Consider the following 25414-nt stretch of genomic DNA (forward strand, 5'->3'; position numbering starts at 1 on the left):
ATGCATGGAGCGGACTGGTACTAATCGGTCGAGGACTTAACCACGATTGAAGATTCAAAAAAGCAAGCGCGGAATGGCTTTGGTCGGCCGTTACGACGTGTTATGGATTCAGTTTTGAGGGAACGCGGTTCCCCCAATTAAATAGATGTGCGGTGGCGATGGCGAGAAGGCCACACCTGTTCCCATCCCGAACACAGAAGTTAAGCTTCTTAGCGCCGATTGTAGTGAAGGGTTTCCCTTTGTGAGAGTAGGACGCTGCCGCGCAAAAATAAAACACCTTGGATTATTTATTATTCTGAGGTGTTTTTTTGTGTTGCGACACTATCATCTATAACCCTCTAAAATTTTTCAACAAAAAAAATTGTTTTTGCGATTTTTTGCTTATATATATATGAGCACACAAAATGGGAGGGTTACGATATGAATAAAATACAAAAATCCTTGATCAGGGAATCACTGTACCACCGAATAGATTTGACGAAGGAAAATTTGGTCTATTTCCAAATGTCACGCCCAGACATGGTAAAAGAAATGAGTTTTCCGACTTATGATTTCAATGAACTCAAGCCAGGTGTTATTTGCCAGGAGTGTCATTCTTTCAGTACGTATGTGCAGGCACAAACCACCTTTTGTCGGTGTTGTGGGGAAATCGAAGATGCGGAAGAAACAATCAAGAGACACAGCGAAGAGTTTCAAATGCTCTTTCCAGACATACCTGTTACGACTTCACGAATCCATAATTGGTGCGATGGACTTTATTCAAAACAAAGAATTTATCGGGTATTGCGGAAAAATTATCATACCATCGGAAGGACGAAAGCAGCGCAATACGAATGAGTTGTTGTATAATGAACGAAAAGGGAGGACGAGAAAATGAATGGAGAATTAATTTTGATTCGCCACGGAAAAGCAGGCAGTGCTGAACCGGGCAAAGACGACTTTTATCGCCCTTTGACACAAAAAGGGAAAGATGAATTTACGACATTTATGAAAACGGTTAAACCGGAGTTGGGTACAAACGAAATTGAAGTGTGGACGAGTCCGTTGCTACGTGCGAAACAAACGGCTGACATTTTTATCGCTAAAATGGGAATCTCAACTTATGAGGAAAAGGAATTCCTGGCAAATGGCGATTTAAAAACATGCCTCAAAGAGTTGGAAGCAAAACAGAATTTTTGTGTTGCCTGTGTGGGACACGAGCCATACATGAGTATGTGGGTACGGGAGCTAACCGGGATGGAAACACCATTTCCTAAAGGTGCAGTGATGGTCATTAAATTCGATGGCGAAAAAATTGCGATGGACATGAAATTGTCGCCAAAAGGGTGAGTGCGATGAAAGAAATATTGTTGGCGCGTTTAGAGAAGATTCGGCGGGCTTACGGGGATTTCAAGCAAAACCCAACTGATCCGGAGACTACGCATCAATTGCGGGTGAACATCCGAAAATTACGTGGCTTATTGAATTTCATGAAGCCAGTACTGGCAGAAAATGAGTATACTGCAGTTAATCAGGTGTTGCGTGAGACAGGACAGATTTATGGTGACTTGCGGGAACTGGACGTATTGATGGCCCTGTGCCTTGAGATTGTGGCGGAACAACCGGAATTAAAAGCGGCTTCGCAAGAACTCTTTGCGTTTCTCCAAAAGGAACGACGGAAAGAAATGGCCCAAATCTTGAAACAAGACATCCGTTTGAACCTCAAGGCAGTCGAAAATACACTCAATCGCCTGCAGTTGCCCGATAAAAATTGGGATAAATTCGTTACGAAGCGCATCCAAAAGTTGGCTGAAGAACTTAAAGAGGATTACAAAGCTTTGGATAAATCAGACTACAAGAAAAGTCATAAAGTACGCATCAAGGCAAAGAAAGTGCGTTATGCCGCAGATGACTTCAATGTGATAGCTTCCAAGGATTTATCGGACCACATTGCTTACGCTGAGAAAGTCCAGGATAAACTAGGTAAAATAACGGATCAATACATCAATAAGCAAATGCTGAAGGATTATGGACATGAAGTGCGAAATGCGGATTTGAAAGAGTTGTTTGAAAAAATGCAGGAATATGTATAAAAAACGGGTCTGGGAAATAACTCCCGGACCCTTATCTATTTACGAATACTTCAACACAAACGTGCTCAAAAAGGCAGCCCCGACGCCACTGGAACGAATAATGCTCAGATGGTCTGCGACCATCCTGTGCTTATTCGTTCCAGTGGTTCGGGGCTAAACGCCTTTTTTCCCACTCTCATTTTTCGTATTTTAAGGTTTTTCGATGATTTCCATAAACTCATGACCTGTAATGGTCTCTTCAACCAATAAGTAGTGTGACAATTCGTGTAACTTCTCAAGGTTCTCACTAAGAATCATACCGGCTTTCTCGTGGGCCGAATTTATCAATTCAATTACTTCACGGTCAACGCGTTCCGCCGTTCCGGCCGAAACATTCATCGAGGTGTCACCACCCAAATATTGATTCGTTTGTGTTTCAATTTGCATCATGCCAAACGTATCGCTCATACCGTAACGTGTAATCATCGCGCGCGCAATTTTCGTCATCTGCTCAATATCATTGGAAGCACCGGTTGTTTGCCGACCGAAAATGATTTCCTCGGCAGCCCGACCACCAGCCAATGTCACCAATTTATTGTATAATTCTTCCTTGCTCATCAACGTCTTTTCGCCTTCTTCAATCTGCATGGTATAACCTAATGCACCCGAAGTCCGTGGAATAATCGTAATCTTATGCACCGGCGCGGAATCTGTTTGTTTAGCCGCCACCAGCGCGTGACCGATTTCGTGGTAAGAAACGATTTCTTTTTCTTTCGGGGAAATAACAGCATTTTTGCGTTGGTAGCCAGCGATGACGGTCTCTACGGACTCTTCTAAGTCACGCTGCGAAACGCGGTCACGTCCTTCACGAACGGCCCTTAACGCCCCTTCGTTGACGATGTTCGCCAACTCCGCTCCGGATGCCCCGCTGGTTGCGCGGGCAATCGTATTATAGTCGATATCAGGTTCCATCATGTAATTATCAGCGTGAACTTTCAAAATATCTTCACGGCCTCTTAAATCAGGTAATTCAACTGGTACGCGGCGGTCAAAACGCCCCGGACGTAAGAGGGCCGGGTCCAATGATTCCGGACGGTTCGTTGCTGCTAAAATAACGACGCCTTTATTGGCTTCAAACCCATCCATTTCCGCCAGCAATTGGTTCAATGTTTGTTCCCGTTCATCATTTCCGCCCATACCGCCCGCACCGTCACGTTTCTTGCCAATCGTATCAATCTCATCGATAAAGACAATGCAGGGGGCTTTCTCATTGGCTTGCTGGAACAAGTCGCGGACTTTAGCCGCTCCCCGTCCGACAAACATCTCTACAAATTCGGAACCGGATATACTGAAGAAGGGAACATCCGCTTCACCGGCAACAGCTTTAGCCAGCAATGTTTTACCTGTACCGGGAGGCCCGACCAAGAGGACACATTGAGGATTTTTTGCTCCGATTTTTTTGTACTTTTCCGGTTGATGGAGATAATCGACGACTTCGGACAAGGCTTCTTTGGCTTCATCTTGACCCGCAACATCATCGAATGTTTTCGAGTCACCCGCTTTAACATAGACTTTAGCGTTGGACTTGCCAAAAGACATGGCGCCACCCGCGCCACCACCCATACGTTTTGCCATTTGACGCGAAAGCATGGAACCAATGCCCCAGAATATCAACAACGGAATACCGTAAGAAAGTAACAAGGAAACGATAGGAGAAGCTTCAGTAGGGATGTCGGTCGCGAAGACGACATCTTGCGCTTCCAAACGGTTGACCAAATCTGGATCGTTGACGATACCGGTAATATATACCTGGCGCTCATTTTTTTCATCTGCAGCAACATAAGTGATTTGATTATTTTCAATCTTTACTTCAGAAACGCTACCATCCTCCACTTGAGAAATAAAGGAGCTGTAAGGTACTTCCACGACGCTGCGGTTTGCGATGGAAGGGAATAAAAAGGCATTCCAGAATAATAAACCAACAATGACTAATAAAATATAGTAGATCAGTGGTTTACGATTATCCGTGTTGAAATTAAATTTATTTTTTTCGGGCATAATGTGCATCTTCCTTTCTGTTCGTTTGTGCTATTATTTTTTGTAAAGCGTGTAGGCCAGTGGTCAAATCTTGAATGGTTTCTTCACCGACTGCTTCAAATTGGTGCGCGAGCCTTTGTTGAAAGCGGGAGATTACAGCGGAACCATGTTCTGTTAATATTAGACTGATGTAGCGTTCGTCATCCTTACGACGCTTGCGGATGATAAATCCTCTTACTTCCAACTTTTTACATAGTGTAGAAGCATTCCCGTCGTTCATATCCATCAACTCAGCTAATTCACGAAGTGAGAGGCCGTTCGCTTGAGAAATGTAGACGAGTGTCTGGAACTGGCGTGAAGTCATGTTGAATTCCCGCGAAATGGGTTTAGTAAGCCAATTTTTAAAATTTTGGATGGAGGCCAGCAGTTGCCACATCTCGCTTAAAATGTCATTTCCTGTCATGTCACCACTTCTTTGTCATTAAATTAGTTGTAAACTACAATCATTGTAAAAGACATATTTGAAGAAATAATGAATTTTGCTTGAATTAATCCCAGGAGGAAGATAATGAACCACATCTTATTTAAATCACCCATAGGTCTCTATGTTATTAGTGCGAGCGAGAAAGGTATCACCCGGCTCGACCGATTAGCGGCAGATGAACCCATTCCCAAAACCAAAGAGACACCTTTATTGCTTGAGGCAAAAAAACAGCTTGAGGAATATTTTAACGGTGTACGGAAAGACTTTGACCTACCACTCGATACAAAAGGAACACCTTTCCAGGAAGCGGTCTGGCAAGCGTTGCGGACGATACCTTACGGAAAAACAGCCTCCTATAAAGACATCGCAGTTGCCATAGGAAACCCCAAAGCGGTTCGGGCAGTGGGTGGGGCAAACAATCGTAATCCCATATCCATCATTACACCATGCCACCGCGTCATTGGTATTACCGGTAAACTGGTCGGATATGGTGGGGGGATGGATGCCAAAGAGTATTTATTGAGAATGGAATTAGAAAATAGCTAAAGGATAAAAAAAGGGCCGCCGTCTTTAGACAGCAGCCCTTTTTGTGTGAGGTAACAAAAATCAACGATTTTTATTACGTTATCTATTATAACGAAAATATCAGTAAGAACCAAATTGTTTTTCAAGTTTTCTTTGCAGAACTTCATAACCGGAACAAATCCCCCAATAAATGAGCGCCACCATAATATACATGGTCATATAATCATTTTCCCGTCCACCAACTATTTTGGCATTTTGGAAAATATCCGGAACCGTGATCATAGCTGCCAATGAGGAACTTTTCACTAAATCAAGGATTACGTTAGAAAGAGGCGGAACCGCAATACGTAAAGCTTGGGGAACAATTATCCGCCACAATACTTTTTGGCGCGGCAAACCAAGTGACATGCCCGCTTCCCATTGCCCATGGTTGATGGCATTCAAGGCTGAACGGATGATTTCCGCGATATAGGCTGCAGAACTCAAAGTGAATCCCAGAATCGCAGCCGGCACCGCATCGAAATAAACCCCGATGAAAGGAAAACCAAAATAAAGCAAGAACAGCAATACCAATGTCGGTGTTCCTCTCATGAAGGAAATGTAAATGGCTGCAAATTTATTCAGAAGTGTGAGTTGCGAAATGCGCATCAAGGACAGAATAAACCCCCAAATTAAACCAAGCGCGAACCCTACTGCGGAAATCAATAACGTATAGCCAATCCCAGACAAAACGTAACCAAAATTTTCAATCGCTAACTCAATATTGAAAATATATTCCCATTTTATATCTGAAACATTCATTTATTAGTCCTCAGGTTCAAATACTGGTAATTCATCCACGTTCTCTAAAGGAACCGTTACGTCTTCGCCGCCGAAGAATTCTTCAGATAATTCACGCAATACGCCTTCTTCGCGCAATTCAGCCAAAGCTTCATCGATTTTAACTTTTACAGAATCATCTTCATTGTTCAAGACGATGGCTTGTTCAGATGGATTGTATTTCAAATCATGCATTTTAACACCTAAGTCCGCAAAAAATTGAACCGCGGTATTAGAGATATAGTAATCGTTTGGAATAAAGTCTGTACGGCCGCTGGCAACATCACGGAAAAATACGTCGTTAGTAGCATTGTCATATGTAACAGGTTCAGCGCCTAAAGAACGTGCGATTCCCATGTAAGTTGTCGTGGCACCACCAGCAGCTTTTTTACCATCCCAATCTTCGAAAGATTCAATACCTGAGTTGTCGCTTGCCCGAACAACCAAACCGCCAAATGAATATTTATAAGGTTCAGAGAATAGATAGTCTTCTTTACGAGCATCAGTAATATCAAAACCGTTTGCTGCCAAGTCCGCTTGTCCGCTTTGAACGGCTGTCAAGATACCATCGACACCCATCTCCATAAATTCAACTTCTAATTCTAGTTTATCAGCAATTGCCTTCACGATTTCTACTTCATACCCTGTTAATTCATTATCATCACCGTGGAAAGAACTTGGGAAAAGGGTTCCAGAAGTTGCAACAGTTAATTTTCCTTTTTCTTCAATCGCGTCCCACGCTGTTTCTTCGCTACTTTCGCCTGTGTTACCTCCGCAAGCTGTTAGTACTAATGCAGATAAAGCCGTTACCAAACCAAATTTCATTTTCAATCCTGTTCGCTCCCTTATGCTGTATTTACTTATTAAAGTATCATTGATTCAAATAAAATGCAACAGTTTGGAAAGCTGTTTCATTTGTGAAAATAGTAATTTAACACAGTGTTGTGAAACAGAAAACCCCTGTGTACGAAACACAGAGGGTTTGGATTATCCTTCGTAAACACCACGGACATTTTGCGCATCAACACTGAATAAAATACCGGTATCTTTATCGTTGAAATTAATTTTTTTGGTTAATTCACTTTCAATGGTGTTAGCGAGATGTTTGCCAACCAAGTTGATGACGATCTCTTTTTCGGAATTAATTTCAATTCCGAAAACTTGCGTCACCGTTTCTGCAAAGGCGCCATACGCAGGAATAACCGTTCCACCTGCGCCACCAGCTTCACGAACGGCCTCGATTACTTTATCCCCATCACCCTCAGGCACAATCGAAACGAACATTTCATGGGTTGCACTAGGTGCGGGATCCGTTTCATGTAAATCGCTGCTTTGGGCGTGCGTGCCAACAACCGTTGAAAGGGGAGTTGAAAAGATTATTCCCCGGTTGGGTTCCTCCAAATGGAAGGTTTCTTTAATGTGATTAATGGTTAATACGGTATGTTCACGTCTGCTGACCATTAACAGAACTTCCTTACGGATTTCGGAAAGCCCCAGTTTTCGTAATAAACCACTGTTCACTGTACCGTGGGCAATGGAAATCGTTCCACCGGTAATACCGATTTTTTTGGCTTCCGCCAAGACACGGCTCGCTTTTCCGATATTAACGATAACAAATATTAAGTCGTAGTATGATGTGTTTGTCATGTTAGACACCTTCTTTTCTGGAACGTTGTTGGTAAATCGCTCCTAGTAATTGTAACGAAAGAATAGGCATCATGGCAACCATTGCTATCATTCCGAAACCATCTAAAAGAACGTTGGAGTGAGGAGTGATTTCCGCAACTCCTTGAATAAAGGCCAGAATAAACGTTGCAGTCATCGGACCGGATGCAACCCCACCAGCATCGAATGCCATTCCGACAAATAAGTTCGGGACGCGGAATGCCAAGGCGATTGCGATAATGTAACCAGGAACCAAATAGTGCCAAAGTAAAATACTTGGGATTAGCACCCTGACGACGGACAGGAGAACGGCCAATCCCACTCCGACAGAAAGGAAGACAAGTACAATCCCACGTCTGACTGAACCGTTCGTCACGTTCTCGATTTGGTGCGTTAAGACATAAACGGCTGGCTCTGCTAGAATAACCACAAGGCCCAACAATAAACCAATAAATAAAACCGGCAATTTACTGTCCATACCGGCAATCATCATACCTAGCTGGCGACCCACATTCAAGAAACCAACATTCACACCAGTCAAAAACAAAACCAAGCCTGCATATAAATATACTAAACCGAGCATAGATTTTTTTAATTCACTGACTGCCATCTTGCGTTTGGCGATAAAAAAATTATAAATGATAAAAATTAGAAAAATAGGGGCGATAGATAAAATGGTTTCGAAGGCCATATGAGGCAAGGAATCGACGAAAGGTGTCAACCAAGAAGAGTAAGCATCCGCATCAACGGATAATGTTCCCGTAATCCCACTGTCTCCTGTAAATAAACCCAGGATCAAGACCCCTAAAATCGCACCACTGGAAGCAACCCCAACAAGTCCAAAACTGTCGATTTCCGCCGATTTGGAATCGTGATTGAGAGAGGCAACCCCCATGGCTAACGCCAACATGAAGGGGACGGTTAAAGCGCCTGTTGTGGAACCGGAGGCATCAAAAGCAATGGCGAACAAATCATTAGAGCTGAAAATCGAAATACTGAAAATCAATGCATAGATAATAGCAAACACGTTCCGCAAAGGATACCGGTAGACAATTCTGAATAATCCCGCCGTCATCATCACGGCAATCCCGATTGAAACGACTACCAGCAAAACAGTGCTCGGGATGGCGCCTCCCGTGACTTCGCTTACTTGATTTGCTAAAATGATTAAATCAGGTTCGGCAATAGAGATAAAAAACCCAAGAATCAATCCCATCACCATAACAAATTTCAAACTGTTGCTTCGGGCGATTTCTTTTCCCAAGTAATTTCCAATCGGGGTAATCCCGATGTCAACGCCAAACAAGAAGATGGCTAACCCCACAATAATCAAACTGGCACCAAATAAAAAACGGGGAAACTCTATCCCCGGCAACGGGGCGATGGTAAAATGAAGAATAACAACGAGAATCGTAATCGGTAAAACCGATTGCAAAACTTCTTTCAGTTTATCGGTAAATACTTCCATATCATAGCTCCTCTCATAAAATGTTATGATATTAAACGAAATTTTTAGATAGTGAAATTATACCATAATTTCGTACCATCACGAAGGAGGAATAACATTATGAAGACCAAAAATAAATTATTGAATCCAGCCTTGATTATGGCAAGCGCTGCAGCTTATTTATATGTCCAAAATACACAATTTCAATTAACTCGTTACAGTGTAGCGGTCAGAAATCTGGCTCCTGAGAATGAAGGGTTGAAAATTGCTCACTTATCCGATTTGCATTTTCCTTATACCAAAATTAATTTGGATAAATTAATCAAAACCTTGACCAAAGAACAACCCGATTTGATTTTCCTGAGTGGGGATCAAATGGATGCGGCTGAACCGGAGCGGACCAAAGAAGCGCATGAATTCTTGAAAAGGTTGCCTGCGATTGCGCCCACTTATGCCATCGAAGGAAACCATGACAAACAAGTGCCCAATCATGCAGCTATTTATGAAGGAACCGGCGTCGCTTATTTAGAAAACACGGCTTACTCAGTGATGCTTGAAGGGCGCAAACCTGTTGTTGTGATGGGCGTTTCGGAACCTTCCAAAATCGCAAAAGTCCAAAAGGGTTTGTTGGGGAAAATAAATGTTCGTCCTGATTGGAGCGGGCAAACCCGTTTGTTATTAGCTCACCGCCCCGAATTATTTGAAAAGTATCATGTTGATTTGAGTAAAGCGCCAGATGTCGTCTTTTCCGGACATGCTCATGGTGGGCAAGTAAGAATTCCGGGAGTAGGCGGTCTTTACGCACCTGGGCAAGGTCGATTGCCGAAACATACCGCAGGAGTCTGGTCATTAGCTACCGATATTGATAAAAAATTGGTCATCAGCCGTGGATTGGGCCCATCGCATTTCCCATTCCGTATCAACAATCGACCGGAATTGGTGATGGTAACCTTGCAGAATAATTTATAGAGTAGTTCTTTTTCCAAAATGCGACGTTCATAAAAAAATATTTCCTGAACGCCGCATTTTTCGTAAAAGTGCGGCGTTCAGCGTTCCAAATAAATTTAATCGCCGCATTTTAGCCAAAAAAGCGGCGATGAGCGCGAACCGATCCGCTGAACGCCGCACCACTGTAAGGCAAACGCTTTCTTTATTTTTGAAACAAGGTTAAAATGGAGAAAACGATTGAAAGGGTGAAGCAAATGGTCCAACTACATACAATGGAGCGTCTACCTTTGAATGATGGGTATACGATTCCGATTATTGGCTTTGGCACTTCAGGCATTTCTGATCGCGACGCAGAGGAAACCATCTTTAAAGCAATTATGAGGGGATACCGGCTTATTGATACGGCAAAAGCTTACAACAATGAGGAAGGCGTTGGCCGCGGCATCCAAAAAGCAATTAATGCCGGCATCCCACGTGGTGAAATATTCGTAGTCTCCAAAGTCTGGAAAACCGACATGGGATTTGATAAGACGATTCAGGCTTTCGAGGGCACCTATGAACGGTTGGGACTTGATTACATTGACCTTTATATCATTCACTGGCCAAGCCCGGAAGACGGACTCAACCTGGAAACTTGGCGTGCGCTGGAAGAAATCCAGGCGTCCGGTCGTGTGAACAGCATTGGTGTATCCAATTTTAACCGCGGGGAACTAGCGGAAATTATCAAAGAAGGAAAAGTGCGTCCGGCCATCAATCAAATCCCGGTCAATCCCGATAACATGAATGCCGACCTCGACGAATTTAATGATAAAAATAATATTGTCACCATGGGCTACAGCCCGCTCGGAGCAGGAAAAGTCAATTCGGATAAAAAACTATCGGCTATCGGAAATAAATACGAAAAAACCCCGGCTCAAGTTGCGCTCAGATGGTGCATCGAACGCGGTGTGGTGCCCATTCCGAAAACGAGTCATGATGAGCGCATGGTGGAAAATCTGGATATTTTCGACTTCGCTTTAACCGACGAGGATATCGATACCATCAACAATATCGACAGGAAAACGAATGCCCGTAAATCGAATGACAATAATCAAAATAAACGCCACGGTTCACGTCGCTAATCAAATTAAATAAACGGCCACCGCACTTTCACTGAAAGTGCGGTTTTTCATAAAACGCTATGGTATCGAAAGCGCCTAAAGTATAGTAAAATAGAATCACTACCAGTTTGAATGGAGGAGTTCGATGTTAGCAGTAGGTTTTATTGGAACAAGTATGATTGCCCATGAATTCGCCAAGGCACTATCAATGTTGAACGCGTATAAGGTAAAAGCTGTGTATAGTCGCACATTGTTCAAAGCGGAAAGCTTCGGAAAAGCATATGGTGCGGATTTATTTTTTGATGATCTGGAACAGATGATGGCGAGTCCTGAGTTGGACGTGATTTATATCGCATCGCCGAACAGTTTGCATTTTGAACAGGCGATGTTGGCAATAGCCAACAAGAAGCATGTGATCGTAGAAAAACCAGCGTTTTCAAATGTGAAAGAATGGGATGCAGCCCACGCAGCAGCGGACGAGCACGGAGTGAAATTGTTCGAGGCGGCGCGTCACTTACATGATCCGAATTTCCAAATCATCAAAGATGAAATTTCCAAATTAGACAGTGTTGATAATGCGATTTTATATTATGGCAAATATTCCAGTCGCTACGACCAGGTGCTGGCCGGTGAGGAACCAAATATTTTCTCGACGAAATTTTCCGGTGGTGCACTGATGGACCTGGGGGTATATACCCTCTATGCTGCCTTAGCATGGTTCGGTGAACCTGATTCCGCAGAGTACGTGGCTCGGAAAATTCAAACCGGCGTCGATGGCTCCGGAACGATTCTGTTCCACTATCCGTATTTCGACGTTACCATGCATATTTCCAAAAACTACAACCTACATGCACCATCCGAAATTCATAGCGGCAAAAAGACCTTGATTCTGGATGAACTGACTGGTACGACCTCCATCGAACGCGAGGATTCCGGCACCCGGATGACCGTTGATTTGGCAGTTGAACCGGCCGAGCATTTGATGCTGGACGAAGCACGTGCATTCCAGCAAGAAATTGAGAATCCTTCTGACAAATACGAAGAATGGCGTCGTCTCAGTCGCCAAGTTGCTTACTGGTCAGAAAAAATACGTAAACAAGCGGGCATTCACTTTGCCGCAGACGAATGAAAGAGGAAATAAATTATGATGATTGAAAAAATGAACCCCAGCTTCCAACGATACTGGCGGTCCATGCGCTTCCAGCTACCAACGCCGATCCAAGAGCGTTCTTTTGAACCCCTTTTGGCTGGTGAGGACATTATCGGTCTCTCACCGACCGGCACTGGTAAAACGTTAGCGTACGCCTTACCGCTTTTGGAAAAAGTAAAACAAAACAATGAACTGCAATTGGTGGTTCTGACGCCATCACAGGAACTTGGTGTCCAAGTAGGACGCGTTCTTGAAGAGTGGGGCTCATTACGTGATATTAACGTGCAAACGTTAATTGGGGGAGCCAGCGTTAAACGCCAAATCGAAAATTTGAAGCTGAAACCAGAAGTAGTTGTGGGAACACCCGGGCGAATGCTGGAATTAGCGAACCAACGTAAACTAAAATTACATTCGGTCAAGACGGTTGTTTTGGATGAGGCTGACTATTTGCTGCAATCAGAACATATGGATAACTTGCGCGAGTTTATCAAAAAAATGCCAGGTCAAAGACAAATGGCCTTCTACTCGGCAACAGATAGCGAAAATTTGCGAGAAGTGTCCCGTTGGTTCAATACGCAACCAACCATCATTGACACCGCTGAAGCGAGCATGGATCAGACGGAGCATGGCTATGTCTTGACTGACAACCGTAGACGTGCTGAAATGTTACGCCGTTTGGGAAACATAAAAGGTATGCAAGCTCTTGTTTTTGTTAACTCCGTGCAAGAATTGGATTATCTAGCTGAGAAAATGAAATACGAAAATGTTGATGTGCGCATGCTCCATAGTGAATATGGCACAAGTCAGCGCAAGAGTGCATTGGAAGCTTTCCGCAAAGGGGAGACGGTCTTCTTGTTGACGACGGATGTTTCCGCGCGCGGGATTGACATTATCGATTTGCCATATGTCATTAACTACGATTTACCACTTTCCCAGGAAGTGTACCAACACCGTTCCGGTCGTACGGGGCGGATGGGTAAAGAAGGTCGCGTCTTGTCACTTGTCAACGAACGTGGCATTCGTGATTTGAAGAAAATCGCACCACGTATGGATACGTTACAAGAATGGTTTATCTTTAAAGGGGAATTGGTGAATGAACGACCAGAAACTGTTCCGGATCCAGTAAAACCGACACCCAAAAAAGAGCGTGTTACGCGAGCAGAAGTGAAACGTGCAGCTACTCCCGCAGCTCCAGCGCTTAAAAAGGCGAAAAAGAAAAATCGGACCCGTGCGCAGAAAAATAAAGGTGCACGCCGTTCGAAATCAGAAGAATAATATTTACTTGCGACTCCTATTCGGGGTCGCTTTTTTTCGATTAAAGCCGTATACTAAAATTATTAGTAAACACTTTACCGAAATGAGGGATGAAAGTGGCGACCTTAAAAGATATAGCCGAACTGGCCAAAGTTTCAACGGCAACCGTTTCCCGGGTTTTAAATGGAGATGAAACATTGTCAGTAGGGGATGACACCCGCCAAAAAATTTGGGAAATAGCTGAAACGCTGCAATACAAGAAAGCAGCCCGAAAACTTCCCCACCGTAAAATATTAGTGATTCAATGGTACAGCCAGCAAGAAGAGCTGGACGACATTTATTACCAATCCATCCGCCTATCCATGGAAGAACATGCCAAGGAAAAGAATTTAGCAATTGCGACTGCCTTTCAGGAAATTCCTGACGAGTTGGAAGAGGACATTGTGGGAATTTGTGCAATCGGAAAATTCAGTGACCGGCAAGTCAGCCGATTAAAAGCCTTCGAAAAGGCACTGGTTTTTATTGATTCCGACCAAATGGCGAATGAAGCTGACAGTGTAACGGTCGATTTCAGATATGCGATTCAGTTGGTATTGAACGAAATTGAGCAGCATGAAAGCATTGGATTCTTGGGCGGAAAAGAACACACGCAGGACCATACGCAAGAACTCGATGACCCACGTGACACTTTATTCCGGATTGCTTTAATGAGAGCAGGCAAGTTTAACGATGCTTATTTCTATAGCGGTAGTTTTTCCACAGATTCCGGTCAAACTATGATGAACCAAGCGATTGCCGATCACGGGGACGATTTGCCCACAGTATTTTTCTGTGCAAATGATTCCATTGCGATAGGAGCGATGCGTAGTTTGCTAGACGCCAACATTGCGGTACCGGATCGGGTGAGTCTGATCGGATTCAACGACAGTAATGTTGCCCGCTATGTTTATCCAGCCTTATCCACCATCCAGGTTGATACCGACGCACTTGGCAGCATTGGTTTGAACTTATTGGTGGACCGGATGGAAGGAAATAACGGCGTCGTCCAGAAAATTTCGATTGCGACTAAGTATATCGAAAGACAGTCTACCAGGAAATAATAAAATAGAACTTCCAACTATCTGGAAGTTCTATTTCATCGTGTAATCCTTGTTAATTAAACAAAATATTTATACTACACCTTCTTCATATCTATATTTTTTAGAATCCAACAAATAATAAAACCATTTCAGCAACTCAAAAGTACCGAAATGGTTTTATTATTTGTTATTAGACCATTTGGCCAAATTTCAACAGGCGAAATGGTTTAATTAATGTTTTTTGAACCATTTGATGTTCATTAAGAACCCAAAATGGTTTAATTATCCACAAAACTTATCAACAACAGCCGCCATTGCTTTCGCGGAGAGTAACAAGCTATCTTCGTTGATATCGAATTTTGGATGGTGGTGTGGGAACCATTCACCATTTGCCGGCATTGCACCCACATAAAAGAATGTACCAGGTACTTCTTTCAAGTAGTAGGCAAAGTCTTCAGATGGTGGTTGTGGAGCTGTCTCTTCAACGTCTGCAATCTCAGCCGCTTCCAAAGCTTCTTGCACCCAACCCGTTACTTCAGGATCATTGTACAACACGGGATAATCGTTCTTGTATTCCAACTCAGTTGTTACCTTGAATGAAGCTTCCAAGCCATCCGCGAACTGGCGCACTTGTTCTTCGACAATCGCGCGACTTTCATCCGACATGGATCGTACGTCACCTTCCAGAACCACTGAATCCTTGATAATATTGAACGTTCCTTTACCGTCAAATGAACCAATCGTCACAACAGCCGTATCGAACGGGTTAATATGACGACTCACGATTGTTTGCACGTTCATGACAAACGAGCTTGCTGCCACAATCGCATCATTAGCTGTATGAGGTGAGGAGCCGTGGCCACCTTTACCTTGAACCTTCAATTTGAAATAAGAACGACCGGTTTGCGTATTGCCGGCACGGTAATAGATTTTGCCTGTTTCAATATTTGACATCACATGAATGCCAAATACATAATCCACGCCATCAAGGACGCCAGCCTTGATCATACCCAAAGCACCACCTGGCGGTACTTCCTCAGCAGGTTGATGAATCACGCGAATCGTACCTTTCAACTGATCCTTCACTTCCGCCAAAGATTCCGCCAAAATCAGCATATATGCCGTATGCCCGTCATGACCGCACGCATGCATCACACCAGGGTTTTGCGAAACAAAAGGAACATCCGTTTCTTCGGTAATAGGCAGGGCATCAAAATCAGCACGAATCGCAATCGTTTTACCAGGCTGAGCACCTTTGATCGTTACGACAACGCCATTTTGCCCCCCGAAATTTGTTTCCACCTTATCAACCGGCACATCCTTATAAAAATCAGCAATGTACTTCGCCGTCTCTTCTTCCTCAAACGACAATTCCGGATGCGCATGCAAATAACGACGCATCTCGATGATGCGTTCTTCCTTCTCATCAAGCTTTTGTTTTAAAATATCCAACAAACTCATACACTCAACTCCTTATTTTTATAAACTTTTCGGACCAGGTGTGGAAACCAACATTTCAAAATTTCCATTCACCGTTACGTCCGCAATGCCATTCGGTAAAATGAAATGCATCCCCTTCATTATAGCATACGATTCACCAGCTACTTCCAGCACGCCGTCACCTTCCAACACACTTACCAATGTATAAGGGGCAGTCTGTTTATACGTGAACGTCTCTGTTACATTCCACTTATAAACATTGAAATATTCGCTCTCGATAAATGTTGTTACCGTATCGCCGATGACAAAATTATTTTTTGCATCCACATGTGGAAAAGTCGTCACATCCAAAGATTTTTGAATATGCAATTCACGCGTTTGCCCATTTTTTTCAACCCGATCGAAATCATAGACCCGATAAGTTGTGTTGCTACTTTGCTGTGTTTCCAATATCGTGATTCCCGCGCCAATCGCATGAATCGTTCCACTTGGTACAAAGAAAAAGTCCCCGCGTTTAACCGGTACATAACGCAACAATTCATTCCATGCGCCAGCCTGCACCTTTTCCGCAAATTCTTCTTGGGAAAGGGCGTTGTGTCCATAGATAATTTCAGCGCCTTCATCTGCATCGATGATGTACCAACACTCGGTTTTACCGAGTTCACCTTCATGTTCCATCCCGTAAACATCATCCGGGTGCACTTGGACGGACAAAGCATCCGCTGCATCAATGATTTTCGTTAACAAAGGAAAAACAGGGGAGCTTGGGTTTCCGAATAATTCTGGCTGTGTTTTATAAAGTTCATCCAAACCAACTCCGGTGTATGCACCATTTACAATCGTACCAACCCCGTCTGGATGGGCACTGATAGCCCAACACTCACCCGTGTGTTCACTCGGGATATTGTAGCCGTAGATATCGCGGAGTTTCGTTCCACCCCACATTTTCTCTTGAAGCACCGGTTGGATAAATAAAGGTTGTCTCATGAATGTCCTCCTCAAACTAAATTGCTACCCTTACTTTACCAGATTTTCGACAGCATTGAAATAACGAGAAAAACGCTTGCAATAAACTATTAAAAGGACTATAATGTCCCTAATAAAACCAGCCTGTCAAGCACAGGCAAAAACCTATTTACACCCGACTGGATATGGGAAGTAAATAGGTTTTTTGTATGGGTACGTATTCATTTTGCATATCCTGTTTATTCGTGATACGGTTGAATTATCAACTGGAAAAGGGGATTACTATGCAATATTATGACCAACATATGCACACCTATTTTTCGCCCGATTCACAAGAACGGTTTGAAAATTACCTTGCTCTTTCCGATAAGCCACTTATCACCACCGAGCACATGGATTATTTTTCACCCGACCAGGCCAAAGATGATGTTATTCCAGATTATGAAGGCTATTGCAAAACAATCGACCAGTTAAACGCAACGTATCAAAACCGTCTATTAAAAGGTATCGAAATCGGCTACACGAAAGACGATGTCGATAAAATTAACGCATTTATGAAAGATAAGGACTATGACCTCGTCTTATTGAGCATCCACCACAATGGGCACTATAATTTCATGAAAGTCAGCAATCGCGATGTTCCGCTGGCACGGACGCTTGATCATTATTATGACTTGATGCTGGAAGGTGTTCGGGCTCTGCCTTTTGCGAATGTTTTGGCTCATTTTGACTACGGTCTACGTAGCTATGACGTTTCCGTAGCGGATTTGAAAACAGTCGAGAATCAATTGTTAACAGTGTTTGAGGCGGCAGCTCAAAATGAGTTGGCTTTTGAACTCAATACGAAGTCCATGTACCAGCACGGTAACTTCAAACTTTATGATTACGCAATTGATCTATACAAAGAAGCAGGTGGAAGGCTATTTACGATAGGTTCCGATGCGCATAAGGTTGCGGACTATGAAGGCAATTTTGAAGACGCCTTTAATATGTTGAAAAATCACGATGTTAGCGAGTTGGTCGTTTACCAAAAACGGCAAGCAATCCCTGTCGAAATACCCAAATTGTTGTTCCCGGCCTCCCGTTGATTTGGGAGGTTTTAAATTCTGCTTATTCAGTGGTATAATCTATAAATGAAGATTGTAAATGATGGAGGAAAATACGAATGATTACACTTAAATCCCAACGAGAAATCGAAGCAATGGAAGAGTCCGGTAAAATCTTGGCGAACATCCACGTTGCTTTGCGTGATTTCATCAAACCGGGAATTACAACGATGCAAATCAACGATTTCGTTGAAAAAGGAATCCGCGATGCGGGTGCCATTCCAGAACAAATTGGCTTTGAAGGCTACGAATTTGCGACCTGTACAAGCGTGAATGACGAAATCTGTCATGGCTTCCCAAGCAAAAAAGTCGTATTGAAAGACGGCGATTTGGTTAAAGTTGATACAGTTGTCAATTACAACGGAGCAATGTCAGACTCTTGCTGGAGCTACATTGTCGGCGAATCCACACCGGCTTTGGATCGCTTGAAAGAAGTGACCGAAAAAGCGATGTATATCGGAATCGAGCAAGCCCAAGTAGGGAACCGCATTGGTGATATCGGCCACGCCATCCAAACGTATGTAGAAGGTGAAGGCTTATCTGTTGTCCGCGAATTTATCGGACATGGTATCGGGCCTACCATGCATGAAAGCCCAGCTGTTCCACATTACGGGGAAGCAGGAAAAGGGTTGCGTTTGAAAGAGGGCATGACGATTACAATCGAGCCGATGGTTAACACCGGTGGTTGGAAATCAAAAATGGATAAAAACGGTTGGACAGCCCGTACACAAGACGGCGGAATCAGCTGCCAATTCGAGCACACCATTGCAATCACGAGCGAAGGTCCAAAAATCCTGACAAAACAAGACTAAAAAAGAACTTGGCCACGGGCCAAGTTCTTTTTGTTAGTAGTTATTTGTCGTGAGGCGACGATTAAGATAGTTAGTTTGAGCTAATCGTCGTGATTTTCCTAAATTGCGACGATTAGCATTTTTCTTAACAGCTAACCGTCGCTCTTTTACAATTTAAACTTTCAAGCTTGCATCTTCTTCGGCCACTGGCTTGCGCAGGATACCAAGCAGAACTGCTGATACAGCCGCACCAATCGCTAACGCCACTAAGAAAAGCAACGCATTGTCCGCCAACCCGATAACGAAAATCCCACCATGAGGAGCCGGAATGGATGTATTCCAGTATTGCGTCAAACCACCTGCAATCGCCGAACCGACAATCGAAGAACCGATTACGCGCAGTGGATCCGCTGCCGCAAAGGGAATGGCACCTTCTGTGATAAACGATAATCCCATGATTAAGTTCGACAAGCCAGACTGACGTTCAACTTCATTGAATTTATTCTGGAACAAGAAAGTTGCCAATGCGATGGCAATCGGAGGAATCATGCCACCGGCCATAACTGCCGCCATCCAACGACCGTCACCTGTATCCGTGAAAATTCCAATCGAAAACGCATATGCCGCTTTATTAAAGGGACCGCCCATGTCAATGGCCATCATCCCACCCAATACCGCACCTAACAGAACTGCGTTTCCTGTTCCCAGTCCTGCCAAGAAATCTAGCATCGCATTATTGATAGTCGCAAACACGGGACCAACGAAGTAATACATCACCAATCCCGTTACCAACAACCCAAATACCGGGAAAAGTAAAATCGTCTTCAGCCCAGCCAAGGCTTTTGGCAAAGTACTAAAAGAACGTTTAACCCAGTTCATCACGTAACCCGCCAAGAACCCGGCAATTAAACCACCCAGAAACCCGGCATTACTTTGAACGGCCATGAATCCACCAGCCATACCAGGCAACAATCCGGGACGATCCGCAATACTATACGCGATGTACCCAGCCAGAATCGGAATCAAGAATTGGAACGCCGCCGCACCTGTTTGGTTAAACGACAAGAACAAGGCACTTTCATTTCCGAACCAGTTCTCGAACAAGAATGAAATCGCCAAGAGTATCCCGCCGCCCACAACAAACGGTAACATATGCGAAATCCCATTCATTAAATCCTTATACAAGGATGAAAATTCGGAAGTTTTTTCATATTCCTCTTCCACCGCAGTGTCATTACTGTCCCCATGGAAAATAGGCGCTTCCTGATTCACAGCTTTGGTAATCAATTCCTCCGCTTTGTTGATCCCATCCGCAACCGGACGTTCCAACACACGTTTACCTTTAAAGCGATTCATCTCAACTTTTTTGCCAACTGCCGCAATAACCGCTGAAGCTCGTTCAATATCCGCAGCTGTCAAACGATTTTTCGTACCATCTGAACCGTTCGTTTCAACCTTGATGTCCACGCCCATTTCGGCCGCTTTCTTTTTAAGGGCATCCTCGGCCATATACGTATGTGCTATTCCCGTTGGACAGGCTGTGACTGCTACAACAAAAGGCCGTTCGGAGTTCGCCACAACTTCAACCGTGTCTGCCGATTCCTCAGCATCTTTTGCACGTTCGGCTGCTTCAAACAAAGCCTCAACTTCCTCTGCCGTCGTGGCTTGTTTCAAAGCCGCAATTAAATCCGGATTCAAAAGCAACCGTGACAAACTCGCCAACACTTGCAAATGAACATCATTGGCATTGTCCGGTGCCGCAATCATGAAGAATAAATAGGCCGGTTGTCCATCCAACGAGTCATAATTCACACCTGTTTCACTTTTGGCAAACACAACCGCTGGACGTTTTACCGCTGTATTTTTCGCATGGGGCATCGCAATTCCTTCACCAATTCCAGTCGACGCTTGCGACTCGCGATTAAGAATGCCTTCCCGGAATAATTCCAAATCATCAATGATGCCTTGTTCATACAAACGCGCTGTCATTTCATTGATGGTCTCGGCTTTTGACCCTGATTCTAACGGTAGGATCATCAATTCCTTCAACATAATATCCTTGATTTTCATTATAATTCCTCCAATTCATTAATTGTAATCTTCGGTAATAAGGCCTCAATATCGGCCGTTTTCGCTAAGTCGTCCGAAAATGCCGTTGCACTCCCACACGCCAAACTCATCCGGAAAGCCGCCAATGCGTCCCCGCTTGCCAAATACGTTCCTACAAATCCAGCAATCATCGAATCTCCCGAACCGACCGAATTTTTGACCGTTCCTTTCGGCGACCAACCATGAAAAACCGCTTCGCCTGTGAAAAATAGGGCACCTTCGCCGGCCATCGACACAATTGCGAACTGCGCGCCATCAGCCACCAGCTTCTTACCATACGGAATGAGATCCGCCATTCCAGTTGTTGAAAAAACATACATATCCGCCAATTCATGATGATTCGGTTTAACCACCAACGGTTGAGACGGAAGTGAGGCCAACAGTTCCGCGCCTGTCGTATCAATCACAAATTGTGCTCCCCGTACTTTGACCAAACTGATTAAATGTTGATAATAATCACCAGGCAAAGAAGGGGGTTTGCTGCCGGATAGAATCACAACATCATCCGCTGTTAGATGTGAAAATTTTTCTTCCAAGTCTTCCAAAGCTTCCTCAGAAACGGTGGGACCGGCACCATTCAATTCTGTTTCATGATCCGCTTTGATTTTCACGTTAATCCGGGTTGGTTCTGCCACTTCCGTAAAGGCAGTGGTTATTCCTTCCTCGGTCAGCCAATTAGCGATGTAATCACCAGTGAAACCACCGGTATAGCCCCAGGCCGTAGAAGGAATTCCCAGTTGTTTCAAAATCCGGGAAACATTAATTCCTTTACCACCCGGTAGCTTTAAATCTTCCTGGATACGATTAACCGCATCCAATTCCAGTTTCTCCAATCGCACCACGTAATCAATGGATGGATTCAAGGTAACAGTGTAAATCATACTTTCGCCTCCCAATACGTTGTTTCTTGTTCCAGTCTCTTGCGTTTGCGTTCGTCCAGACCGACACTAATCACGTCACAATCCGCCAAGTCAGCCACTTTGGCAAAACTGACGACGCCAAATTTTGAGGAATCCGCCAATATATATTTCCGGGCACCATGCTCAACGGCTTTAGCTTTGATTGCTGCTTCTTCGATATCCGGTGTCGTGAAACCAAACTCACTATCAATGCCATTCATCCCTAAAAAGACCTTGTTGAAACGATAACCTTCCAACTGACTTAAACAAGTCGAACCAATAATAGCTTTTGTTTCCAATTTGATTTTTCCACCCAGTAAAATAGTAGGAATGCGCAAATCCGCCAATAAACTCGCATGAGGCACCCCATTTGTCACGACCGTGATTTTTTTTCCTTGTAAAAAAGGAATCATTTCATAAGTTGTGGAACCTGCATCCAAAAACAACACATCATCATTTTCAATAAAATCCGCTGCACGCTTGGCTATCAAGCGTTTTTCATCCATATTCAAGCTAGACTTTATTTCCATCTCCGGTTCGGGTTGGAGTTTATAACCGCGCTTAGCACCGCCATGGACCCGGATTAAAACTCCTTCTTCTTCAAGGGCTGATAAATCCCGGCGAATGGTGGATTCTGAGCTCCCGGTCACTTGGACAATATCCTGCATTTTGACGATATTTTGTTCCTGCAGTAAATCCTTGATTAGTTGATAACGTTCTTCTGTAAACACTTACATCACCTCGCGCCTAAACTATACCACCGTATTCAACCGAAATCAATCAATTTCATTCAAAAACATTCAAAAACAATCGCAATTGTCTTTGGAGGTGACGTTGGAACGTCTCCTATTCATGTAATGAAAGCCATAATCGCTTGAAGTGCGGCGTTCCGGTATGTGATGAGCCGTTATCGCCGCATTTTTTTAAAAAATGCGGCGTTCATGGCACTCGAAAATTCTAAACGCCGCATTTGAGGTGAAAATGCGGTGTTTAGGCAATCAGAATTTCAGGAACGCCGCACCAAAGCAAATCATTCATCCCACAAATAAAGAAGTATAGTAAAATGGAATAAAATGAGAGAAAAGGGAGGGGTGCACATGATTGCTTTACTTTTTTTAATGCTATTAAGGTCGGGCCTGATTATCCTATTGGCTTATTTGCTGATGAATAGCACGAAGGTGCGGGACCTATTGGCTCACCGGAAATCTGTCAGGACCCAAGCCATCCTAGTTTTTATATTCGGCGTTTTCGCAGTCATTTCCAATTTTACCGGTGTTGAAATTGATGAAAACCGCGTCATCGTTGAACAATTATTTTCCCAATTGGGACCGGGCTCATCTCTCGCGAACACGCGTGTTTTGACCATTGGGGTTTCGGGACTTATCGGTGGGCCGCTCGTTGGAACAGCAGTTGGTGTCCTGTCGGCCATTATCCGTTATTTCCAGGGAGGAGTGGATGTCCACATTTATGTCATTTCTTCCATTTCAATCGGATTACTATCCGGAGTATACGGCGCTCGTTCCAGTAAAAAGAATCGATTTCCATCCAGTAAAGAAGGTTTTCTGGTGGGGATCGCCATGGAAATCGTCCAAATGCTGATGATTTTGATCTTCAGCAGCGATTTTGCTTCAGCCCGCGAACTCGTCATGTTCATTGCCATTCCGATGATCGGTGCCAACAGCATCGGAACAGCTATCTTTCTATCTATCATCGAGACAACCTTGAAGCAGGAAGAAATGGCCAAAGCAGTGCAGACCCACGATGTTCTGCAACTCACGAACGAAACATTGCCGTATTTCAGCTCCGGCTTGAATCAGCAGTCGGCTACTGCTGTCGCTCAAATCATTAAACGATTCATTAAAGTATCCGCCGTCAGCCTGACGGACAAAAATCAAATTTTAGCCCACGTTGGAGCTGGGAGCGACCATCACAAACCAACCCGTGAAATTGTAACCGGGCTATCGAAACAAGTCCTGGCGGAAGGCGAAATCAAGGAAGCCCGTTCCAAACGCGAAATAGACTGTGACAATCCCAACTGTCCCTTGGCAGCGGCGATTGTTATTCCTTTGAAATCAAAAAATCAAGTCATAGGTACATTAAAACTCTATTTCACCGATGAAAACGAGTTGACTTATGTCGAGCGTCAATTGGCAGAAGGTTTGGGGAGTATTTTCTCCACCCAAATCGAACTCGGTGAGCGTGAGAACGAAACCAAACTTTTAAAGCAGGCAGAAATTGATTCCTTGCAAGCGCAAGTAAATCCACATTTTCTCTTTAACGCCATGAATACAATCTCATCCTTGATCCGCATCGATAGTGAGAAAGCACGGAAACTTGTTTTGGAACTGAGTCACTTCTTGCGCGCTAACCTTCAGGGAGCGCGTCTGTCGCAAATACCGTTGGAGCAGGAGCTTGCGCAACTCCATAGCTATCTGGAACTGGAATTCGCGCGTTTCCCGGACCGTTATACCGTCACTTTTGCGATCCAACCAAACTTACAAAACGCTCTGGTTCCGCCGTTTATTTTGCAGAACCTCGTCGAAAACGCCATTCGCCATGCTTTTAAAAATCGCCAAACCGGCAACCACGTACACGTATCCATCCAAAAAGAAACAGCAAATCTCCACGTCCAAATCACGGACAATGGCCACGGCATCAACAAAGCTGTTCTAAGTAAACTCGGCAAGGAACCCGTCCAGTCCAATCACGGCTCCGGAACAGCCCTTGACAACCTGAACAAACGTCTGATTAATCTTTACGGTCCAGTTGCGGCGCTCCAATTCACGACATCAGACACAGGCACAACCATAACCAGCCGCATCCCATTACAAACCAAGGAGGAATCCCATGCGTATCCTGATTGTTGACGATGAGCCATTAGCACGTGATGAACTACGTTTTCTCGTTTCCCAGAATCCGGCTGTGACCGATATTCAGCAGGCCGCTACCATTTCCGAAGCGTTGGAAAAAATGCTGCAGCAGCCGATAGACCTGCTTTTCCTGGATATCCATCTCATGGACGAAAGCGGCATCTCGCTTGCTGAAAAAATAAAACACTTTGCAAATCCACCGCAAATCGTCTTCGCAACCGCCTATGACGAATATGCGGTCAAAGCCTTTGAACTGAATGCCACTGATTATATATTGAAACCATTCGCTCCCGAGCGCGTGGAAGCGGCGATTGAAAAAGTAAACCGTCGTTTGCCGGACACGCAGCCGGAGACGATAGCAATCCACTCAGATGAACGGATTTACTTGGTAAAACCGGAAGAAATCGTCGTCGTTAGTGTCGACAACAACGAAACAACTGTGGCGACGCATACCGAAGCCTATGTCACTCACGAAACATTGAGTCAATGGGAGGGGAGCTTGCCCGCTACAATGTTTATGCGGGTACAACGCTCCTTTTTGATAAATCTTGAGGAAATAAAAGAAATTCAGCCTTGGTTTAATAATACTTACCAACTGACAATGACGAATGACGCCAAGGTACCGGTCGGACGCTCCTATTTGAAAGATTTCCGCAAACGGGTTGGCATTTGAC

24 protein-coding genes and 1 rRNA gene are annotated in these 25414 nt (G+C 44.1%); 14 read left to right on the forward strand and 11 right to left on the reverse strand.

Annotated features, from left to right (window positions below):
• The first annotated feature begins 148 nt into the window (after nucleotides 1–148).
• From rrf to ACTU7M_RS04280, 4 genes are all read left to right on the forward strand, one after another.
• A 5S ribosomal RNA gene (rrf, locus tag ACTU7M_RS04265) occupies nucleotides 149–264 on the forward strand.
• Between the two features lie 156 nt (nucleotides 265–420).
• Nucleotides 421–837 (forward strand): hypothetical protein, encoded by a 417-nt coding sequence (locus ACTU7M_RS04270; protein ID WP_443473141.1) that lies wholly within the window; start codon nucleotides 421–423, stop codon nucleotides 835–837.
• Between the two features lie 36 nt (nucleotides 838–873).
• A complete protein-coding gene (locus tag ACTU7M_RS04275) occupies nucleotides 874–1329 on the forward strand; it encodes a SixA phosphatase family protein (RefSeq protein ID WP_443473142.1) in 456 nt (151 codons plus the stop codon).
• 5 nt (nucleotides 1330–1334) lie between these two features.
• The gene (locus ACTU7M_RS04280; protein WP_443473143.1) at nucleotides 1335–2072 is read left to right on the forward strand and encodes a CHAD domain-containing protein; all 738 of its coding nucleotides are present in this window, start codon (nucleotides 1335–1337) and stop codon (nucleotides 2070–2072) included.
• A gap of 189 nt (nucleotides 2073–2261) precedes the next feature.
• On the opposite strand, the gene ftsH is transcribed toward ACTU7M_RS04280, so the two are convergent.
• Nucleotides 2262–4109, reverse strand: a complete 1848-nt coding sequence (ftsH, locus tag ACTU7M_RS04285; RefSeq protein ID WP_443473144.1) for an ATP-dependent zinc metalloprotease FtsH — start codon at nucleotides 4107–4109, stop codon at nucleotides 2262–2264.
• Nucleotides 4093–4551 carry a MarR family winged helix-turn-helix transcriptional regulator gene (locus ACTU7M_RS04290; protein WP_443473145.1) on the reverse strand — a complete coding sequence of 153 codons (459 nt, stop codon included), beginning with the start codon at nucleotides 4549–4551 and terminating at the stop codon, nucleotides 4093–4095. Before ACTU7M_RS04290 ends, ftsH begins: the two co-directional genes overlap by 17 nt.
• A gap of 105 nt (nucleotides 4552–4656) precedes the next feature.
• Between ACTU7M_RS04290 and ACTU7M_RS04295 the strand changes: the two genes are divergently transcribed.
• On the forward strand, nucleotides 4657–5118 hold the full coding sequence (locus tag ACTU7M_RS04295) for a methylated-DNA--[protein]-cysteine S-methyltransferase (RefSeq protein ID WP_443473146.1): 462 nt from the start codon (nucleotides 4657–4659) through the stop codon (nucleotides 5116–5118).
• A gap of 99 nt (nucleotides 5119–5217) precedes the next feature.
• Here the strand turns inward: ACTU7M_RS04295 and ACTU7M_RS04300 are convergent, their stop codons facing one another.
• From ACTU7M_RS04300 to ACTU7M_RS04315, 4 genes are all read right to left on the reverse strand, one after another.
• Nucleotides 5218–5898: an amino acid ABC transporter permease gene (locus tag ACTU7M_RS04300; protein ID WP_443473147.1), complete on the reverse strand. Its 681-nt coding sequence runs from the start codon at nucleotides 5896–5898 to the stop codon at nucleotides 5218–5220.
• A 3-nt stretch (nucleotides 5899–5901) separates the two neighbouring features.
• Complete coding sequence (locus ACTU7M_RS04305; protein ID WP_443473385.1) at nucleotides 5902–6741, reverse strand: transporter substrate-binding domain-containing protein; 840 nt, start codon at nucleotides 6739–6741, stop codon at nucleotides 5902–5904.
• 162 nt (nucleotides 6742–6903) lie between these two features.
• Complete coding sequence (locus tag ACTU7M_RS04310; RefSeq protein WP_443473148.1) at nucleotides 6904–7563, reverse strand: P-II family nitrogen regulator; 660 nt, start codon at nucleotides 7561–7563, stop codon at nucleotides 6904–6906.
• Nucleotide 7564: 1 nt separating this feature from the next.
• The gene (locus tag ACTU7M_RS04315; protein WP_443473149.1) at nucleotides 7565–9049 is read right to left on the reverse strand and encodes a DUF1538 domain-containing protein; all 1485 of its coding nucleotides are present in this window, start codon (nucleotides 9047–9049) and stop codon (nucleotides 7565–7567) included.
• Nucleotides 9050–9148: 99 nt separating this feature from the next.
• Between ACTU7M_RS04315 and ACTU7M_RS04320 the strand changes: the two genes are divergently transcribed.
• The 5 genes from ACTU7M_RS04320 to ACTU7M_RS04340 all read left to right on the forward strand — a co-directional run bounded on the left by ACTU7M_RS04320 (nucleotide 9149) and on the right by ACTU7M_RS04340 (nucleotide 14580).
• Nucleotides 9149–9997, forward strand: a complete 849-nt coding sequence (locus ACTU7M_RS04320) for a metallophosphoesterase (RefSeq protein ID WP_443473150.1) — start codon at nucleotides 9149–9151, stop codon at nucleotides 9995–9997.
• Nucleotides 9998–10230: 233 nt separating this feature from the next.
• Nucleotides 10231–11097, forward strand: coding sequence for an aldo/keto reductase (locus ACTU7M_RS04325; protein WP_443473151.1), 867 nt, complete (start codon nucleotides 10231–10233; stop codon nucleotides 11095–11097).
• A 124-nt stretch (nucleotides 11098–11221) separates the two neighbouring features.
• A complete protein-coding gene (locus ACTU7M_RS04330; protein ID WP_443473152.1) occupies nucleotides 11222–12205 on the forward strand; it encodes a Gfo/Idh/MocA family protein in 984 nt (327 codons plus the stop codon).
• Between the two features lie 15 nt (nucleotides 12206–12220).
• Nucleotides 12221–13501: a DEAD/DEAH box helicase gene (locus ACTU7M_RS04335; RefSeq protein ID WP_443473153.1), complete on the forward strand. Its 1281-nt coding sequence runs from the start codon at nucleotides 12221–12223 to the stop codon at nucleotides 13499–13501.
• 95 nt (nucleotides 13502–13596) lie between these two features.
• Entirely contained in the window at nucleotides 13597–14580 is a 984-nt protein-coding gene (locus ACTU7M_RS04340; protein ID WP_443473154.1) for a LacI family DNA-binding transcriptional regulator, read from the forward strand.
• 261 nt (nucleotides 14581–14841) lie between these two features.
• Here ACTU7M_RS04340 and ACTU7M_RS04345 read toward each other — a convergent pair whose 3' ends face one another.
• Nucleotides 14842–16020: a M20 family metallopeptidase gene (locus ACTU7M_RS04345; RefSeq protein ID WP_443473155.1), complete on the reverse strand. Its 1179-nt coding sequence runs from the start codon at nucleotides 16018–16020 to the stop codon at nucleotides 14842–14844.
• Between the two features lie 18 nt (nucleotides 16021–16038).
• A complete protein-coding gene (gene manA, locus ACTU7M_RS04350) occupies nucleotides 16039–16986 on the reverse strand; it encodes a mannose-6-phosphate isomerase, class I (RefSeq protein WP_443473156.1) in 948 nt (315 codons plus the stop codon).
• A 263-nt stretch (nucleotides 16987–17249) separates the two neighbouring features.
• Between manA and ACTU7M_RS04355 the strand changes: the two genes are divergently transcribed.
• Nucleotides 17250–18053 carry a hypothetical protein gene (locus ACTU7M_RS04355; protein ID WP_443473157.1) on the forward strand — a complete coding sequence of 268 codons (804 nt, stop codon included), beginning with the start codon at nucleotides 17250–17252 and terminating at the stop codon, nucleotides 18051–18053.
• A 77-nt stretch (nucleotides 18054–18130) separates the two neighbouring features.
• A complete protein-coding gene (map, locus tag ACTU7M_RS04360) occupies nucleotides 18131–18883 on the forward strand; it encodes a type I methionyl aminopeptidase (RefSeq protein WP_443473158.1) in 753 nt (250 codons plus the stop codon).
• A gap of 153 nt (nucleotides 18884–19036) precedes the next feature.
• Here map and ACTU7M_RS04365 read toward each other — a convergent pair whose 3' ends face one another.
• From ACTU7M_RS04365 to ACTU7M_RS04375, 3 genes are read right to left on the reverse strand one after another with little or no spacing between them, the layout of a single operon-like run.
• Nucleotides 19037–20932 carry a PTS fructose transporter subunit IIABC gene (locus tag ACTU7M_RS04365; RefSeq protein WP_443473159.1) on the reverse strand — a complete coding sequence of 632 codons (1896 nt, stop codon included), beginning with the start codon at nucleotides 20930–20932 and terminating at the stop codon, nucleotides 19037–19039.
• The gene (gene pfkB / locus ACTU7M_RS04370; RefSeq protein ID WP_443473160.1) at nucleotides 20932–21852 is read right to left on the reverse strand and encodes a 1-phosphofructokinase; all 921 of its coding nucleotides are present in this window, start codon (nucleotides 21850–21852) and stop codon (nucleotides 20932–20934) included. The genes ACTU7M_RS04365 and pfkB overlap by 1 nt, the downstream gene beginning before the upstream one ends.
• Nucleotides 21849–22601 carry a DeoR/GlpR family DNA-binding transcription regulator gene (locus tag ACTU7M_RS04375; RefSeq protein ID WP_443473161.1) on the reverse strand — a complete coding sequence of 251 codons (753 nt, stop codon included), beginning with the start codon at nucleotides 22599–22601 and terminating at the stop codon, nucleotides 21849–21851. The genes pfkB and ACTU7M_RS04375 overlap by 4 nt, the downstream gene beginning before the upstream one ends.
• A gap of 366 nt (nucleotides 22602–22967) precedes the next feature.
• On the opposite strand from ACTU7M_RS04375, the gene ACTU7M_RS04380 reads away from it, so the two are divergent.
• The gene (locus ACTU7M_RS04380) at nucleotides 22968–24737 is read left to right on the forward strand and encodes a LytS/YhcK type 5TM receptor domain-containing protein (protein ID WP_443473162.1); all 1770 of its coding nucleotides are present in this window, start codon (nucleotides 22968–22970) and stop codon (nucleotides 24735–24737) included.
• Nucleotides 24718–25413 (forward strand): LytTR family transcriptional regulator DNA-binding domain-containing protein, encoded by a 696-nt coding sequence (locus ACTU7M_RS04385; RefSeq protein WP_443473163.1) that lies wholly within the window; start codon nucleotides 24718–24720, stop codon nucleotides 25411–25413. Before ACTU7M_RS04380 ends, ACTU7M_RS04385 begins: the two co-directional genes overlap by 20 nt.
• Nucleotide 25414 lies beyond the last annotated feature (1 nt).

Source organism: Jeotgalibaca sp. A122 (assembly GCF_052266715.1).
GTDB lineage: Bacteria > Bacillota > Bacilli > Lactobacillales > Aerococcaceae > Jeotgalibaca.

Bases quoted from the DNA above. Each gene is read 5' to 3' on its own strand.
- ACTU7M_RS04270 (WP_443473141.1), top strand. From the start codon at position 421: ATGAATAAAATACAAAAATCCTTGATCAGGGAATCACTGTACCACCGA.
- ACTU7M_RS04275 (WP_443473142.1), top strand. From the start codon at position 874: ATGAATGGAGAATTAATTTTGATTCGCCACGGAAAAGCAGGCAGTGCT.
- ACTU7M_RS04280 (WP_443473143.1), top strand. From the start codon at position 1,335: ATGAAAGAAATATTGTTGGCGCGTTTAGAGAAGATTCGGCGGGCTTAC.
- ftsH (WP_443473144.1), bottom strand. From the start codon at position 4,109: ATGCCCGAAAAAAATAAATTTAATTTCAACACGGATAATCGTAAACCA.
- ACTU7M_RS04290 (WP_443473145.1), bottom strand. From the start codon at position 4,551: ATGACAGGAAATGACATTTTAAGCGAGATGTGGCAACTGCTGGCCTCC.
- ACTU7M_RS04295 (WP_443473146.1), top strand. From the start codon at position 4,657: ATGAACCACATCTTATTTAAATCACCCATAGGTCTCTATGTTATTAGT.
- ACTU7M_RS04300 (WP_443473147.1), bottom strand. From the start codon at position 5,898: ATGAATGTTTCAGATATAAAATGGGAATATATTTTCAATATTGAGTTA.
- ACTU7M_RS04305 (WP_443473385.1), bottom strand. From the start codon at position 6,741: ATGAAATTTGGTTTGGTAACGGCTTTATCTGCATTAGTACTAACAGCT.
- ACTU7M_RS04310 (WP_443473148.1), bottom strand. From the start codon at position 7,563: ATGACAAACACATCATACTACGACTTAATATTTGTTATCGTTAATATC.
- ACTU7M_RS04315 (WP_443473149.1), bottom strand. From the start codon at position 9,049: ATGGAAGTATTTACCGATAAACTGAAAGAAGTTTTGCAATCGGTTTTA.
- ACTU7M_RS04320 (WP_443473150.1), top strand. From the start codon at position 9,149: ATGAAGACCAAAAATAAATTATTGAATCCAGCCTTGATTATGGCAAGC.
- ACTU7M_RS04325 (WP_443473151.1), top strand. From the start codon at position 10,231: ATGGTCCAACTACATACAATGGAGCGTCTACCTTTGAATGATGGGTAT.
- ACTU7M_RS04330 (WP_443473152.1), top strand. From the start codon at position 11,222: ATGTTAGCAGTAGGTTTTATTGGAACAAGTATGATTGCCCATGAATTC.
- ACTU7M_RS04335 (WP_443473153.1), top strand. From the start codon at position 12,221: ATGATGATTGAAAAAATGAACCCCAGCTTCCAACGATACTGGCGGTCC.
- ACTU7M_RS04345 (WP_443473155.1), bottom strand. From the start codon at position 16,020: ATGAGTTTGTTGGATATTTTAAAACAAAAGCTTGATGAGAAGGAAGAA.
- manA (WP_443473156.1), bottom strand. From the start codon at position 16,986: ATGAGACAACCTTTATTTATCCAACCGGTGCTTCAAGAGAAAATGTGG.
- ACTU7M_RS04355 (WP_443473157.1), top strand. From the start codon at position 17,250: ATGCAATATTATGACCAACATATGCACACCTATTTTTCGCCCGATTCA.
- map (WP_443473158.1), top strand. From the start codon at position 18,131: ATGATTACACTTAAATCCCAACGAGAAATCGAAGCAATGGAAGAGTCC.
- ACTU7M_RS04365 (WP_443473159.1), bottom strand. From the start codon at position 20,932: ATGAAAATCAAGGATATTATGTTGAAGGAATTGATGATCCTACCGTTA.
- pfkB (WP_443473160.1), bottom strand. From the start codon at position 21,852: ATGATTTACACTGTTACCTTGAATCCATCCATTGATTACGTGGTGCGA.
- ACTU7M_RS04380 (WP_443473162.1), top strand. From the start codon at position 22,968: ATGATTGCTTTACTTTTTTTAATGCTATTAAGGTCGGGCCTGATTATC.
- ACTU7M_RS04385 (WP_443473163.1), top strand. From the start codon at position 24,718: ATGCGTATCCTGATTGTTGACGATGAGCCATTAGCACGTGATGAACTA.